The 16,183-nt window shown below is 38.6% G+C and carries 12 protein-coding genes; 9 read left to right on the forward strand and 3 right to left on the reverse strand.

Going from position 1 to position 16,183, the window contains the following annotated elements; all coding sequences use genetic code 11:
• Positions 1 to 5: 5 nt before the first annotated feature.
• Positions 6 to 758, reverse strand: a complete 753-nt coding sequence (locus tag ACXM0J_RS00325; RefSeq protein ID WP_086266083.1) for a biotin--[acetyl-CoA-carboxylase] ligase — start codon at positions 756 to 758, stop codon at positions 6 to 8.
• Between the two features lie 28 nt (positions 759 to 786).
• Here ACXM0J_RS00325 and ACXM0J_RS00330 point away from each other — a divergent pair, with 28 nt between their 5' ends.
• The 7 genes from ACXM0J_RS00330 (at position 787) to ACXM0J_RS00360 (ending at position 11,378) form a co-directional block, all read left to right on the forward strand.
• Complete coding sequence (locus tag ACXM0J_RS00330; protein WP_014205929.1) at positions 787 to 1,590, forward strand: sulfite exporter TauE/SafE family protein; 804 nt, start codon at positions 787 to 789, stop codon at positions 1,588 to 1,590.
• Between the two features lie 256 nt (positions 1,591 to 1,846).
• Positions 1,847 to 2,542 carry a GntR family transcriptional regulator gene (locus ACXM0J_RS00335; RefSeq protein ID WP_016144478.1) on the forward strand — a complete coding sequence of 232 codons (696 nt, stop codon included), beginning with the start codon at positions 1,847 to 1,849 and terminating at the stop codon, positions 2,540 to 2,542.
• A 10-nt stretch (positions 2,543 to 2,552) separates the two neighbouring features.
• Entirely contained in the window at positions 2,553 to 6,002 is a 3,450-nt protein-coding gene (smc, locus tag ACXM0J_RS00340; protein WP_086266045.1) for a chromosome segregation protein SMC, read from the forward strand.
• Position 6,003: 1 nt separating this feature from the next.
• Positions 6,004 to 7,044, forward strand: coding sequence for a cell division protein ZipA C-terminal FtsZ-binding domain-containing protein (locus ACXM0J_RS00345; protein WP_086266044.1), 1,041 nt, complete (start codon positions 6,004 to 6,006; stop codon positions 7,042 to 7,044).
• Between the two features lie 94 nt (positions 7,045 to 7,138).
• Positions 7,139 to 9,178 (forward strand): NAD-dependent DNA ligase LigA, encoded by a 2,040-nt coding sequence (gene ligA / locus ACXM0J_RS00350; RefSeq protein ID WP_005071003.1) that lies wholly within the window; start codon positions 7,139 to 7,141, stop codon positions 9,176 to 9,178.
• A gap of 252 nt (positions 9,179 to 9,430) precedes the next feature.
• Complete coding sequence (gene ftn / locus ACXM0J_RS00355; protein ID WP_001214863.1) at positions 9,431 to 9,895, forward strand: heteropolymeric bacterioferritin subunit Ftn; 465 nt, start codon at positions 9,431 to 9,433, stop codon at positions 9,893 to 9,895.
• 289 nt (positions 9,896 to 10,184) lie between these two features.
• The gene (locus tag ACXM0J_RS00360; RefSeq protein WP_479750175.1) at positions 10,185 to 11,378 is read left to right on the forward strand and encodes an MFS transporter; all 1,194 of its coding nucleotides are present in this window, start codon (positions 10,185 to 10,187) and stop codon (positions 11,376 to 11,378) included.
• 69 nt (positions 11,379 to 11,447) lie between these two features.
• Here the strand turns inward: ACXM0J_RS00360 and ACXM0J_RS00365 are convergent, their stop codons facing one another.
• Both ACXM0J_RS00365 and otsB read right to left on the reverse strand, forming a co-directional pair.
• Positions 11,448 to 12,881 carry an alpha,alpha-trehalose-phosphate synthase (UDP-forming) gene (locus ACXM0J_RS00365; protein WP_213034463.1) on the reverse strand — a complete coding sequence of 478 codons (1,434 nt, stop codon included), beginning with the start codon at positions 12,879 to 12,881 and terminating at the stop codon, positions 11,448 to 11,450.
• A complete protein-coding gene (otsB, locus tag ACXM0J_RS00370; protein ID WP_139841486.1) occupies positions 12,869 to 13,720 on the reverse strand; it encodes a trehalose-phosphatase in 852 nt (283 codons plus the stop codon). The genes ACXM0J_RS00365 and otsB overlap by 13 nt, the downstream gene beginning before the upstream one ends.
• A 356-nt stretch (positions 13,721 to 14,076) precedes the next feature.
• Between otsB and ACXM0J_RS00375 the strand changes: the two genes are divergently transcribed.
• On the forward strand, positions 14,077 to 14,808 hold the full coding sequence (locus ACXM0J_RS00375) for an alpha/beta fold hydrolase (protein WP_086266043.1): 732 nt from the start codon (positions 14,077 to 14,079) through the stop codon (positions 14,806 to 14,808).
• A 93-nt stretch (positions 14,809 to 14,901) separates the two neighbouring features.
• Positions 14,902 to 16,182 (forward strand): adenosylmethionine--8-amino-7-oxononanoate transaminase, encoded by a 1,281-nt coding sequence (gene bioA / locus ACXM0J_RS00380; RefSeq protein ID WP_086266042.1) that lies wholly within the window; start codon positions 14,902 to 14,904, stop codon positions 16,180 to 16,182.
• The last annotated feature ends 1 nt before the right edge of the window (position 16,183 follow it).

Genomic DNA, 16,183 nt, shown 5'->3' on the forward strand with positions numbered 1-16,183 from the left:
CCTGTTTATTGATTCACTTGCGGTCTTAAGCGACCTTGATAAAACTGTTGAGGTTCAGGAGTTTCAAGAATTACTGCACCTTCATTGGAGATTCCAACAAAACGACCATGTACCAGTCCCTGACTATGTTCGAACTGCACCAACTGATTAAGCCATGCTGCATGGTGGTTAAAACGTCCCGCTAAATTGTAGCAGCCATGATCAAACCAGCGAGCAGCATTTTGAATCGCAATATAAAGTTCTGAAATTAACTCAAGACGACCCATTTGCTCTAGGCCCAAATCTTCTAAAGAGGTAATTGGTTGATCACTATCAGTCACTGGTGGTGTTTTTAAATTAATACCTACACCCACAATAGCCTGATGTTGAGACAGTGGTTCGACTAAAATTCCACCCCATTTACCCTGAGCGCTATATAAATCGTTTGGCCATTTCACTTGCAAATTCAGAGCTTGTAACTGGGGGATTTGCAGAATATTCAGTGCAACTTCAAGTGCTAAGCGACCATCTAAGGGTGTTCGAGTTTGCACCAATGTGCTTAAATAAATGTTTCCTTCAGGTGAAATCCATTGCCGTTGATGTTGACCTCGCCCTTGAGTTTGTTGAGCACTGCAAACCAAGCCCGTTGTAATGCCTTTTTGGGCAATTTCACGAATATCATCATTGGTCGAAGTTGTGGTTGCTTTTAATAAAACCACTTCTGGAAGCTGGTTTTTTGCGCTTAAAAGTTGTTGTAGTTGGCGAGTCTCTAAATCCATTGAATATGAGCAGAGTGGTAAAACATTTATGGAGTTAATCATATATTTACTCATTGGCGCAATTGCTGGTTTTACTGCCGGATTGTTTGGAGTTGGTGGTGGACTAATTATTGTACCAATCCTCTATGTGGTTTTTACCCAATTGCACTACGACCCCGCAGTAATCATGCATATTGCAGTCGGAACATCGCTTGCAACCATTATTGTGACGTCTTTTAGTTCTGTTTCAGCTCATCATAAAAAGGGTGCTGTACTTTGGCCGGTTTTTCGTAATTTAGCACCAGGGTTAGTATTAGGTTCATTTTTAGGGGCGGGTATTGCCGACCTGATGTCTGGTCAGCATTTGCAACTTCTTATTGGTATTTTTGCAGTTGTGATGGCCTATCGGATGTTTAAAGGAGCACATGTAGTTGTTGATCCAACGCGTCAGCTTCCTTCAACCCCTATGCAATTCATGGCGGGTGGAGGCATTGGTATTGCCTCTGCAATTTTTGGAATTGGGGGAGGAAGTTTAACCGTTCCATATTTAAACCGTCATGGCGTGGTCATGCAAAAAGCAGTCGCGACTTCTGCCGCTTGTGGTTTACCAATTGCAGTTGCTGGAGCGATTGGATTTATGTGGTTTGGTGCGAAAGAACAAATTTCAGTGCCTAACACGATTGGTTATGTGCATATCTATGCTTTTATTGGCATTAGTGTCATGAGTTTTGTCACGGCGAAGTTTGGAGCAAAGGTTGCTCATGCGTTATCGCCGCAGATGTTAAAAAAATGCTTTGCTTGCCTGTTAGTGGTGGTAGGCAGTTATTTTATTTATAAAGGCATTATGCACTAGAGACTAAAATCTTAAATTTATAAGACTGTGATGTAAAAGCTTGAATTTTTAGAAATTCGAGCTTTTTTTATTCATAAAATATAAGAGTGTTCTAAGCTTTTATTCATCTGATTTTGGTGTTGTTTTTAAATGAGTTGGCTTAAAATGCAATGAAATTGTCAGACAATGACATAGTTTTTAATCGATGGGATCAGTTAAAAACAAGGATGCGAAAGAAAAGCATGGATTAATGCATATAAAAAGTAGCGGGTGATTTATGAATCTCGAAGAGACAGAAAGTCTTTCTGAGCAAATTGTCAAATATATTAGCGAACAGATCATTAGTGGCGAGCTGGTAGAAGGCGAACGTATTCAAGAGCTACGTATTGCCAAAGAACTTGACGTTAGCCGAGGATCAGTTCGTGAAGCATTGTTATTATTAGAGCGTACTCATTTAATTGAGATATTTCCACGCCGTGGGGCAATTGTCTCAGAAATGTCTGCACAACAAGTTAAAGCGTTGTTTGATACAAATATGATGTTATTGGGGCATATTGTACAACGAATGAGCGAAACATGGCGTGCGCATGAAGCAGATCAATTACAGTTGCTATTAGAGCAACTTCTTGAGCATGTCAAAGCAGGTGATATCGAAAAATTTTATGATGGGGTCTTCCAATATTTAGCTGAACAGCAAGATATGGTGGGTAATCCTTATCTAATGAAATTTTATAAAGAGTTATTACCTTCATTACGTCGTAGTTATTTTTTGACCTTAAATACCTCTAAGCGGGAACTACAAGAAGCATTTGCATTATTTAAACTCGTGACTGATGCAATTTTAATCCGAAAATCACAACAAGCCGCTTTATTTATGGAAGATTTTTGTCGACACTTACGTAACCTTGTGTTGGAATCGCTGACACGAATGAAACAGATTGAATTGGCTTGGGCAAGACGCTCACGCCGCTAGTTAGGGCATTATGCGTTTAAGCAGTTTAAAACTTTCCGGCTTTAAATCTTTTGCAGATAGTACAACCTTAAATTTTAAGGCTAACCGCACAGCAGTGGTTGGTCCAAATGGTTGTGGCAAATCCAATGTAATCGATGCAATCCGCTGGGTGATGGGGGAGTCAAATGCTCGTCAGCTCCGTGGTGGTAGCATGCAAGATGTTATTTTTACGGGGACTTCCAAACGTAAGCCCGTTGGTGTGGCCAGTGTTGAGCTACGCTTTGATAATACTTATGGAAAGTTGGGTGGATCGTATAATGCTTATAATGAGTTAGCCGTTCGCCGTCAGGTCACGCGTGAAGGTAAGTCAGAATATTTCTTAAATGGTACACGTTGTCGCCGCCGTGATATTACCGATATTTTCTTGGGGACAGGCTTAGGCCCACGCTCTTATGCAGTCATTGAGCAAGGCATGATTAATCGTTTGGTTGATGCCAAGCCTGAAGAAATGCGTGTGTTCATTGAGGAAGCCGCGGGTGTTTCTCGTTATCAGGCCCGTCGCCGTGAAACTTTACAGCATCTTGAGCAAACAGAGCAAAATCTTTCGCGCTTAGACGATATTGCACTAGAGTTAAAATCGCAGCTTAAAACACTTAAGCGTCAGTCAGAAGCAGCGGTTCAATATAAAAATTTAGAAAGCCAGATTCGTACGCTCAAAATTGAAATTTTGTCTTTTCAGGCAGAGAAAAGTGTACGCCTACAAGAAGAATATACCGTTCAAATGAATGAATTGGGTGAAACCTTTAAATTGGTTCGCTCGGAATTAAGCACGATTGAACATGATTTAGAAGCAACCAGTGCTTTGTTTCAGCGACTTATTCAGCAATCTTCACCGCTACAACAAGAATGGCAACAAGCTGAAAAGAAACTATCTGAGCTGAAAATGACTCTCGAACAAAAACAGAGTCTATACCAGCAAAATAGTACGACTCTCGTTCAATTAGAGCAGCAAAAAGCCCAAACTAAAGAACGTTTACAGCTTTCTGAATTGCAACTTGAAACACTGAATAATCAGCTAGAAGAACAAACAGAAGCTTTAACTGGAGTCGAGCATACAGCGACGGAGGCTGAACAAAACTTTGCTGATTTACAATCTCAGCAAAAACAAGCACAACAACAGTTTGAACAAATAAAAGCTCAGGTTGAAAAACAACAGCAGCAAAAAATGCAGATGTCAGCTCAAATTGAACAGTTAGGTAAAAATGTTCAGCGCATTGAGCAGCAAAAAGAAACTTTGCAACATCAAGCAAACCAAATTCAATCGCATGTTCATGAAGGTGAGCAGGGTGAGCCTGAGCAACTGCAACAACAGTTGCGTAGTGAAATTTCGACGCTTGAAACTGAAATTGAGCAATATGTGCAGCATATTGAACAAGCTCAACAAGCGCATCAGGTAAATAAAAACCAGCAGCAAACACTGAAAACAGAAATCCAAGTTTTATTATCAGAGCAGAAAAACTTAAGCCAGCTTGTTGCTAAACAAAGTCCAAAGCAAAACCAAGATACGTTACGTTTAATGCAAGCTCTAGAGTTAACAGAGCAGGGCAAACCGCATGCGCAGATTGTTGAGAAGTTTTTAGCAAAATGGTTACAAGCTCATATTCTTGAGACCGAACAAGTCTTTCAAGAAGGAGTTGCCCGCCAGTTAAAACCTTCAGAGCAAACAAGTAAATTTAAAGGGAACTTGGCTTGTTTAAATGAGTGGATTGCATCGCCACAACTATCAATCTTTTCAAATGTAGCGATTGCACAAGATTTGACTCAAGCTTTAAATGAGCAAAAGCAATTGCAACATGGTCAGTCTGTTTTGACTTTAGATGGCTATCATGTCGGGCAGGATTGGGTGATTGCCCTTATGTATGATGACGAAAGTCAAAGTGCACAAGGTATGCTGAGCCACCGTATTCGTCTAGACGAAATTGAACAAGCTCTTGAAAAGCAACAACCTGAATTACAAACATTAGATCAAATCGTAGTTCAGCAAAAAGATGAGTTAGCGCACTTACAGTCAAGTGTGCAGCACAAACAGCAAGTTGTGAAACAAAAGCAAAAAGACTTACAACAGCTTGATGTACAAATTGCTAAGCAACAAACCGCGGCACAAGCATTTTTACTGCAAAAACAGCAATTAAAAGATCAACTTGGTCAGTTGGATATGCAGCTTGAAGAAGATGCAATGCAAAAAGATGATCTTGAAATTGATTTGCATGCATTAGCAATCAAGCTCGAAACCATTTTACCTGACTATAAAACTTTGCAATTTCGGGTAGAAGAATTAACAGAGCAGCTAGAAGAACAGCAACAAGCCTTGCAACATCAACAACAAGAACGTGAAGTTTTACGCCGTAATAGTACTCAGACTACTCAACAGGTTGAGTTGCTTGAAAAAGATATCTCGTTCTTACAAAGTCAATATCAGCAAATTGCAGCTCAAATGGAGCAAGCGAAAAAGTTTGTTGACCCTATTCAATTAGAGCTACCGAATCTTGAGTCAGAGTTTCAGCAACAATTTGCTCAAACTGAAAAGTTGCAAAAGAACTGGAATGAATGGCAGCTTGAACTCAATAGTGTGCAGGAAAAACAGCAGACTTTGACCGATCAGCGTCATCAATATCAACAAAAAGATGAGCAGCTCAGAGAACAACTTGAAGCGAAACGGTTGGCATGGCAAGCAGCCAAATCAGATCGTGAGCATTATCAAGAGCAGCTTAAAGAGCTAAATGCCGAACTCCAAAAAAGCTTACAAATAGATTTAGCCGAGCACCAGCAAAAACTGGAAAAAGTACAGAAACAGTTTGAAAAAATCGGTGCGGTTAATCTTGCCGCTTCGCAAGAGTTTGAAGAAGTTTCTCAACGTTTTGATGAGCTGAGTCACCAGATTCAAGATTTGGAAAATACGGTAACTCAATTAAAAGATGCGATGAAAAGCATTGACCAAGAAACTCGTAAGCTGTTTATGACAACTTTTGATCAGATCAATCAGGAGTTGCAAAATCTGTTTCCAAAGGTTTTTAATGGTGGTGAGGCGAGTTTAAGTCTTGAAGATGACTGGCAATCTGGTGTTAAACTGATGGCAAGGCCGCCGGGTAAGAAAAATAGTTCTCTAGCATTACTTTCCGGTGGAGAAAAGGCTTTAACAGCGTTAGCATTAGTATTTGCGATTTTTAGATTAAATCCGGCACCGTTTTGCGTATTAGATGAAGTGGACGCACCACTTGATGATGCGAATGTTCAGAGATATTGTAATTTGGTAAAAGAGCTTTCTGAACATGTACAATTCATTTACATTACACATAATAAGCTGGCGATGACCATGGCAACTGATTTGTTGGGTGTGACCATGCCTGAACCGGGTACATCAAAATTAGTCACTGTCGATCTAGAACAGGCAAAAGAATACGGGTTAGTTTCGGAGTCATAGAATGGAAATCAATACGATTATTGGCATCGTTGTTGCCATTATAATTATGCTAATTGGCTTAAAAATGATTTTAAAAAAGCCAAACCATGCTGAACCCTCATTAGACAGTGATTTGCATATTAATCCTGATAGTAATCAACCGGTTATACCTAGGCACGTGAGAGATCAGCTTGAGAAAACTGAATCTGTAGCGGTGACTAGTGCAGAGCGAGTAGAACCAACTTTAAGCGAAGCTGCGCCGTCACAAGTACCTGAAACAAAACAGACAGAAATTGAGACCGTAGAATCCGCTAAAGCAATTCAAACTGAACAAACTCAAGCAGTTGTTGAAAACGCTTCTGTAGAAGAAATTAAATCTCAAGAAACAGTACCAAGTTCTACCATTCATAAAGATGGTTCAGTTGAGTTGGTTGATACAGTTTCTGTTAAACCGGAAGCTGAAGCTTTAGCAAAAGAAAATCTGGAAGCTGAAAGCGAAAAAACTGAGCCTGAGTTGAGTTTAAACCCGAATATTGAAACTGCCGAAATTGCTGAGTTTGAAGGCGAGAGTAATATTCTGGATGTGCATTTACATGAACAGCAACGTTATGATGATGAAAGTGCATTAGCGATGGCTGAACAGATTATTGCGCTAAATGTTTATCCAAACCCTCGTCGTGCATTGTCTGGTGATAAAGCGCTTAAAGTGCTGTTAAAATATGGTTTACGCTACGGTGAAATGTCGTGCTTCCATCGTTATGAAAATACCGATGAGCCGAGTGTACTCATGTTCTCTGTATTGCGTATGACAGACAATGGACCAGCTGGGTTTGATCTTGAAACGCTATCTACTGAACAAGTTCAAGGGTTAGCATTTTTCCTTGCCCTTCCAAACAGTAAAGCCGTGACTGGTTTTGACATGATGGCGAGTATTGCAGGTTTAATTGCTCGCGAAATTGATGGCAAAGTTTACGATGAGAATAATCTTGAATTTACGCCACAGTTAAAAGAGCACTGGCGTCATCATGTGATTGATTATCGTCCGGCACAGGCGACTGCCTAGTTTTAATTTTTTACGTTCGTTGCGATAATTGCAACATATCTAGTCGCAGCTCAGGGTGGAGAAATTTCCACCCTTTTTTATGGTGAATAACATAATGGCAACAACTTCCGTGATCGAACAGATGCGTCAGCTTATTCAACTGATTGCAAAGCATAACCATGCCTACTATGTCATGGATCAGCCGACAATCTCGGACAGTGAATATGATCATTTATTTCACCAGTTAAAAGCTTTAGAAGAGCAATATCCTGATCTTGTTCAATCAGATTCGCCAACAACAAAAGTAGGTGGACAAGCTCTCTCTAAATTTCAGAGTGTGACTCATGTAGTTCCGATGCTTTCTTTGGGTAATGTTTTTAATCAGGAAGACTTGTTTGCATTTGCACGTCGTGTTGAAGAGCGTTTGCCTAATCAAAAAGTACAATACGAGGTCGAACTAAAACTAGATGGTCTTGCGATTTCTCTCTGGTATGAAAATGGTGTGTTAATACGTGGCGTTACTCGTGGTGACGGAGAAACTGGGGAAGACATTACCCAGAACGTTAAAACGATTCGTAATTTGCCTAAAGTGTTACATTCAGATCACTTTGAAATTCCACGTTTGCTGGAAGTTCGTGGTGAAGTACTTATGCCAAAGTCCGGTTTTGAAAAACTCAATGCCGAACAGGAAGCCAAAGGTGATAAAACATTTGCGAATCCGCGTAATGCAGCAGCTGGTAGTTTAAGACAGCTCGATCCTAATATTGCTGCGGCTCGACCTTTAGCATTTTATGCTTACGGCATTGCTCAATGTGAACCTAATCATGGCTTAACTACCATGCATGACAGTCTACAATGGCTCACAAAACTTGGATTTGAAATTGCTGAACGTCAATATCTGTGTAATTCGATTCAAGAAGTGCAGCAGCGATATGAGCAAATTCAGCAAGAACGTTCAGATTTACAAGTTGAAATTGACGGGATGGTTGTAAAGGTCGATGACTTAAAGCAGCAACAACAACTTGGTTTTTTAAGTCGTGAACCACGTTGGGCAACTGCTTATAAATTCCCTGCACAAGCTGCATTAACTACGGTTGATCAGATTGATTGGCAAGTAGGGCGTACAGGTACTTTGACCCCAGTAGCGCGTTTAAACCCTGTATTTGTGGGGGGAGTTACGGTCTCCAATGTAACTTTACACAACATTGGTGAAATCCATCGTCTTGATGTACGTGTTGGTGACACGGTGAGTGTTTACCGGACAGGCGATGTTATTCCTAAAGTAGAAAAAGTCTGGCCAGAGTTCCGTCCTGTTGATGCCGAAGTTGTACATTTACCTGAAAACTGTCCTGTTTGTGCTTCACCAGTTGTAATGCCAGAAGGCGAGGCTTTAGCACGTTGTTCTGGTGGACTGTATTGTGCTGCTCAGCGTATTGAAGCGATTCGTCACTTCGTATCACGTAAAGCTCTAGATATTGAAGGTCTAGGCGATCGTTGGGTAGAGTCTTTATTGCATCTCGATTTGCTCAAAGATGTTGCTGATATTTACCATTTGCACGAACACCGAGAAACTTTACTCGGGATTGAAAAAATGGGCGAGAAATCGGTACAAAATCTAATTGATGCCATTGAAGCCAGTAAAAAGACAACGCTTGCGCGTTTTATTTATGCTTTAGGAATTCGTGGGGTGGGTGAAACAACAGCTAGAATGTTAGCCAATACTTTCCAAACTTTGGAAGCGCTTAAAGCTGCTGATGTAGAAGCTTTAAAGAAAACCCCAGATGTTGGTGATATTACTGCAGAGTGGATTGCTGACTTTTTCTTGGCACCGCACAACATTGAAGTGCTTGATCGCTTAATTGCAGCGGGCATTCATTGGGATGCACCGACTGCACCAACACGGCAGCCATTAAATGGCGAAAGCTGGGTATTAACGGGCACATTAGAGCAAATGACGCGTGATCAGGCTACTCAAATGCTACAAGCATTAGGTGCGCGTGTAAGTGGTAGTGTATCGAGTAAAACCAAATGTGTTGTTGCGGGCGAGAAGGCTGGTTCGAAATTAGAAAAAGCAGCAAAACTAGGTATTGCTGTTATGAATGAGACTGATTTTTTATCACTTATGGCAAGCTACGGGCAGACTTTAAGCGAATAGATCTACCGAAATAAGAACCATTGATTTTAGTTACAAATTTATAAATTGATGGTTTGAGCCATATTTTAACGCTTGTCTGAACTTATAAATTGGACAAGCGTTTCTTTTTGCAGAGGAAATTTAAATAACTTAAACTGTAAATGCGTATGTTTCTCATTTTAATTTGATAAAAATCATAAACTTAACTATTTTTTGTTTTGCAATCACTTTTAAGATTGCCCATAATAGTCTTCATACGATAGGAGATTTATTATGCGTGGCAATCCAGAAGTCATAGACTATTTAAATATGCTCATTGGCGGAGAATTGGCTGCCCGTGATCAATATTTAATCCATTCTCGTATGTATGAAGATTGGGGTTTAAATAAAATTTATGAGCGTATTGATCATGAGATGCAAGAAGAAGCTTCTCATGCTGATGCGATCATTCGCCGTGTATTGTTCTTAGGTGCTAAACCAAACATGCATCGTGAAGATATCAATGTTGGTACAGACGTTGTATCTTGTTTAAAAGCTGATTTGGCGCTTGAATATCATGTTCGTGAAAAATTAGCGACAGGTATCAAACTTTGTGAAGAGAAGGGCGATTACATTAGCCGTGATATGTTGCGTCAACAATTATCAGATACTGAAGAAGACCATACATACTGGTTAGAAAAGCAATTACGTTTAATTGAGTTGATTGGCTTACAAAACTATATTCAATCTCAAATTTAATAAAAAGACCCAGCTAAGGCTGGGTTTTTTATTGACTCATTTTAATAAAATGAAGTCTTAACTTGGATGTTAATTTTGTCAAATTGAACATATTCAAAGCTTTACTATATAAGGCTTTGGCAGTTACAAAAAAGTCAGAAAAATTGTATCGCACCCCCTGTTTTTTTTATGAAATTGTTTATAATTTCGCCAATAAAACCCTTGCCTAGAAATTTAATGAGGCAAGGGTTTTTCTATGGAAAATCGGTTGGTATGGATTGCCAATGATTTTATGGTGAGTTCGCGAAGTATGTTATTTACCAAACCTGCTGTTTTAGATACAGCTACTCTCCTAAGCACACAGCGTCTTGCAACACGACTAAGCTTTTTTAGCTTAGGTTTTGCGACTGCAGCTTGGGCACCTCTTATTTCTTTTGCACAGCAGCGTTTAAACCTAAATCATGCCGATTTTGGTTTACTTTTGCTGTGTATGGGTATTGGCTCAATGATTGCTATGCCTGCGACTGGTGCTTTAGTAAAGCGCTGGGGATGTCGTCCATTAATAGCTTTGGCATTGGTGGTGTTAATGGTCTTATTGCCTAGCCTTACGATATGGAGCAGCATTGTGACCATGGCTGTAGCATTGTTTATCTTTGGATCGGCAGCAGGATGTCTTGGAGTAGCTATCAACTTACAAGCAGTAGTTGTTGAAAAACATAGTGTGCGAGCTCTCATGTCGAGCTTCCATGGAATGTGCAGTCTGGGTGGCTTAACAGGCGCTATGCTTGTGACAGCACTATTATCCGTGGGCCTTTCTCCTTTAATGAGCACTTTATCAGTTGTTATGATTTTGCTTGTTATTGGTGGCGTTGCTATTCCTTCTTGTTTAACGTCTTTTGAACAGGATGAAAAGCCACATGAAGATACAACTCAAGCACCGAAAAAATTTTATCGTCCTGATGGCATTATTCTGCTTATTGGTATGATGTGCTTTATTGCCTTTTTATCAGAAGGTGCAGCAATGGACTGGGGGGGTATTTATTTAACAAGTAAATATCAGCTTAATCCTGCTTTTGCTGGTCTGGCTTACACTTTCTTTGCGCTTAGCATGACGACTGGTCGTTTTGCAGGTCATATCTTGCTTAAGCAATGGGGTGAAAAAAATATTGTGACTTATAGTGCAATTGGAGCCGCTATTGGTATGGCTGTTATTGTAACGGCACCAGTGTGGCAAGTGGTTGTATTGGGCTATGCATTATTAGGATTAGGTTGTTCTAATATTGTACCCGTGATGTTTTCTCGTGTTGGTCGACAAAACAATATGCCTAAAGCAGCAGCACTTTCTTTAGTATCAACAATTGCCTATACAGGTTCATTAAGTGGGCCAGCTTTAATCGGTTTAATTGGAGAATGGACTGGTTTAAGTACGGTTTTAACAGGAGTAGCTGTATTATTATTTATTATTGCTTTACTTAACCGTTTTACATTAGTAAAGACAAATTAATTTATAAATAATAATCACCAAATAGCGAACCTCGAGAAATTAAATTTCTCGAGGTTCTTTTATTTAGATTTATAGAACCTGATAAATAGATTGATAATTATCTTGTAATAAGCGCTGAGGCTTCATTAGTAAAGTTGGTGTCTTTTCTAAATCATCCAAGAAATTGTTTCGCCAATTGGTAAGATCAGATGATGTTAATCCCTCTATCAATTGTTGATAACGATTAATACGCTCAGTTTTAGACATTTCTAAAGCCATTTTTAAGGTATCCATCATTGCCGCTCTATCTTGCGGGTCAACAACCAAGGCTTGAGACATCTGCTCAGCAGCACCAGCATATTTAGATAAAATGAGTACACCTGGATTTTCTGGGTCTTGTGCCGCAATATATTCTTTAGCCACTAGATTCATACCATCACGTAGTGAACTAATCCAGCAAATATCTGAATGACGATAAATGTGCATGAGATTATGGTGTTGTACCGTGTCATAGCAGCAATCTACAGGTCTCCAGTCTTCATGTGCAAACTCTTCGTTAATTAGCTCTAGCTTAGTTTTAAAACGTTGGTATAAGCGTTGATAAGCTGGAATATCGGTACGAGAAGGAATTGCCACTTGAAGATGTCGAACTAGGCAATGATATTCGGGGCTGGTTTCCAAAAAGGTTGCAAATGCATTAAATCTTTCGAGTAAACCTTTTGAATAATCAATGCGATCAACTCCAATAATTGTCTTTTGACGTGGTATTTCTTCAAAATTAAACACCGAAGAGACCACCAAATCTTGTTGGGCTTGCTTTTGTATAAGTTCAGGCTGAACACCAATTGGGTACGATTTAATTAATATTTGACGTTTTTTGTAGCTAATACTGTTGCTTTGAATTTTTTGAGCTTCGAGTAAATTCAGACAAGTCTGCATGCAGGCATTTTGGTCAATCTGAGTTTGTAAGCCAATAACATCATATTGGCTCAAGTCTTGAATTAACTCACGGGCTACCGGAATTTTGTGCCAAATATTTAGACTCGCAAAAGGAATATGTAAGAAGAAACCAATTTTGTTTTGCATGCCTAATTCACGGCAATAGCGAGCCACACTAAAAAAGTGGTAATCGTGCACCCAAATAAGATCTTCAGGCTGAGCAAGCTCTTTTAGCTTTTGAGCAAATAAGCGATTAACCTTTTGATAGGTCTTATATTCTTCTGCATCATATTCAATTAGATCATCTCTATGATGCATTGCTGGCCACAAAACTTTGTTAGCAAAACCACAATAATATTGGGCATATTGCTGATGAGTGAGGGGACAGGTAATGTAGTCAATTCCTTGAGAATAAGCCTGCTCAAATTCTGGCGCTTCGCTATCGGTAATTTGCTGCCCATTCCAGCCTAACCAGATGCCGTTACTATCATTTAGTGCATCTTGTACAGCTACAGCGAGACCACCTGCTGAAGCTTTACCCGATGGCATACTTATTCTGTTCGATAATACGATTAATTTAGACATAATTTTTCTCCATTCTGATTTTGGCTATTTTTGACATATAAGCTTTTTATTTTGTTTTGAAATAAAAGAAGAAAATCCGCGACACTATCGATATCTTTTAATCTATATTTAGCTTGTGTTTCGCCTGGACCTACTTTAATACTAAGGCCAGCTTGCTGATTAATGTAAGTGAAACCAGATTCATCTGTTAAATCATCACCTATAAAAATAGGTAATACACAGGGTAAATTAAGGTGATTTAATATAGTCTCAATTGCTCTACCTTTATCAGCTTGGTTTGGAATTAATTCAATAACAAATTTTCCTCTATTTATTTTTAAGTGGGGATAATTGAGATTAATTTGCTGCATAATATTAATAGCATTATTTTCTAAATTAGGATTTTTACGATAATGTAAGGCAATAGAATATCCTTTATCCTCAATTAATAATTCGGGATATTTTTCACAATTTTTGAGAAGATCTTGTTTTAATTTTTTGAAATTAATACTGCTTAAATCTGGTCGAATATAATTTCCTGAATCAAAATAAATATCTAAACCATGTAAACCAGCAATTGGAACTTCAATAGGATGTAGTAGTTTTCTTGCAGTATCTACATCACGACCTGTTACAGCAATAACAGGTATATTTAATTTAGTAATTTTTTTTATAACTTCTAATGTAGTCTGTGGAATAAAACTATGCTCAGGATTAATTTGAAAGGGTGCTAATGTGCCATCAATATCCAAAAATAAGCAGTAATTTTTATCTAAAGATAAGTTATTTATAATATCGTTGGGTGTAACAAAAGATGTATTTTTTTCTCTCCCATCAGATATTGTGTTTTGACGGTTCATATTAGCCTTCCTAATACTTTTTGATCAATAATTAATCTTCTAGCATTAAAATGAATTGATGAGTCATTTCTTTTAATAAAAAAACATAAGTATTAACATTAATTACATTGCATAATGGATTTATAGGCGAAGTGTGGAGTATGTTGTTTTTTGATTGGCTTCAATGTTTAGATAATTAAATTTTTGTATGTCTACTATGAATAATGCAGGTCTTGTTTATCAATATATTTCAGAATATTAAATACTCATAAATAGTTGATTTTACTTTTTGAAATCTAATTTTTATGTTGATTTTAAAAGATATTTTAAATCGATATTATTATATAATCCTTATAAAATCGGCTTTGAGAAGGCATATGAAGTTACAAAATAAAATTTTATTAATTACAGGTTGGGGAGTAGGAGTGGAGCCTTTGCAGTCTCTTAAATTGCAACTGGAAAAAGCTGGCTATCAAACACAACTTATTAATATTTTTAATATTTTAGATGGTAACTATTGTACCCAGCTTGATTTAGTGTCTGAGGTTGATGTAGTGATAGGCTGGTCTTTAGGTGGGCAGTTAGCAACTCAATTGGTTAATACTTTTTATGAGCAAACAGGTCAAACTAAAACGTTAATTACACTCGCTTCAAATCCTTGTTTTGTTGTACACACTCATTGGCAAACTGCTATGCCTAATGATGTGTTTAGTCAATTTAAAGCTTCTTTTTTTCAAAACCCGCAAGTCACTTTAAAGCGTTTTTATTATTTAATTACACTCGGTTCATCTCAGGCCAAACAAGATTGGGTAAGCATACAAAACATAGCAAATCCTCCTTCAAGTGAATTGCTATCAGTGGGTTTGAAAATGCTTGAACAACTAAATTTGGTAGATAACTTAAAAAGCTATCCAGGTCCGCAGCTTCATGTGTTTGCCGAGCAAGATAATGTTGTTCCTTGCAAAATTATTGAAAATTTCAAGAATATCACGACAGAAAACATGAATTATAAAGTGCTAGAAGGTGCTACTCATGCTTTTCCATATCTAGAAGTGGACCGAACAATTGAAGAAATCTGCCAATTTTTAACAATTCATCAGCAAAGTTAATAAGCTTTGGTGGATCTCGCAATTTTCTTTCATTCTTAACAGGTTTAACATGTGCTAAATGAAAGATTTAATTGCTGTTAAAGGGTATAGAGGATGACCGATAATTTTGATTTGGAACATATTTGGCATCCATATACCTCAATGACCCAACCTTTACCAACATTTAAAGTTAAACGTGCCTATGGGGCAACGATTGAACTAGATGATGGTACAACTTTAATTGATGGTATGTCGTCATGGTGGTGTGCAATTCACGGCTATAACCACCCTGAACTCAATCAGTCAGTGACGGATCAATTACAGAACATGTCGCATATCATGTTTGGTGGTTTAACTCATGATCCTGCCATTGAACTTGGAAAAATTCTTTTAAAAATTACTCCACCGAGTCTCGATAAAATTTTCTATGCAGATTCAGGTTCGGTTGCCGTTGAAGTTGCTTTGAAAATGGCTGTGCAATTCTGGACAGCACAAGGCCAACCACAAAAAACAAATTTTATTACTACACGTTCTGGTTACCACGGTGATACATGGAATGCGATGTCTGTGTGTGATCCAGTGACAGGCATGCATCAGATTTTTGGTACAAGTTTACCAAACCGTCTTTTTGTAGCAGCACCGCAAACCAAATTTCATCAAGAGTGGAATCAAGAAGATATTGCTGAGCTAGAACAAGCTATTCAGCAAAATCATGAAAACCTTGCTGCACTGATTATTGAGCCGATTGTACAAGGTGCAGGGGGTATGCGTTTTTATCATCCTGAATATTTACGTCAGGCGAAAGCACTTTGTAAACAATATAATCTGTTATTAATTTTTGATGAAATTGCGACTGGTTTTGGTCGCACGGGTAAGCTTTTTGCTTGGGAACATGCACAAGTTGAGCCAGACATTATGTGCATAGGTAAAGGGTTAACAGGCGGCTACATGACGTTATCTGCTACCTTAACGACAAAGCATGTTGCAGAAACCATTAGTCGCGGTGAGGCCGGGGTGTTTATGCATGGCCCAACCTTTATGGCCAATCCACTTGCTTGCGCGGTCGCTTTAAAAAGTACCCAATTATTAATTGAGCAAGATTGGCAGGCTAATATTGAGCGAATTGAACAACAGCTTAGCCAATATTTAACGCCTTTAAGTCAGCTTGATTATGTTGCCGATGTGCGAGTGCTGGGTGCAATTGGTGTAGTAGAACTCACCTTTAATGTTGATATGAAAACCTTACAGCAACAATTTGTAGACCGCGGAATCTGGATCCGTCCTTTTGGAAAATTGGTTTATGTGATGCCACCGTATGTCATTACGCATCAAGAGTTAAGCGATTTGCTCGAACAGTTGGTTGATGTTGTTCAAACGATGCAGGGAGCGAATTAAG

It is taken from the genome of Acinetobacter sp. GRABPA_MV_2 (genome assembly GCF_056725885.1).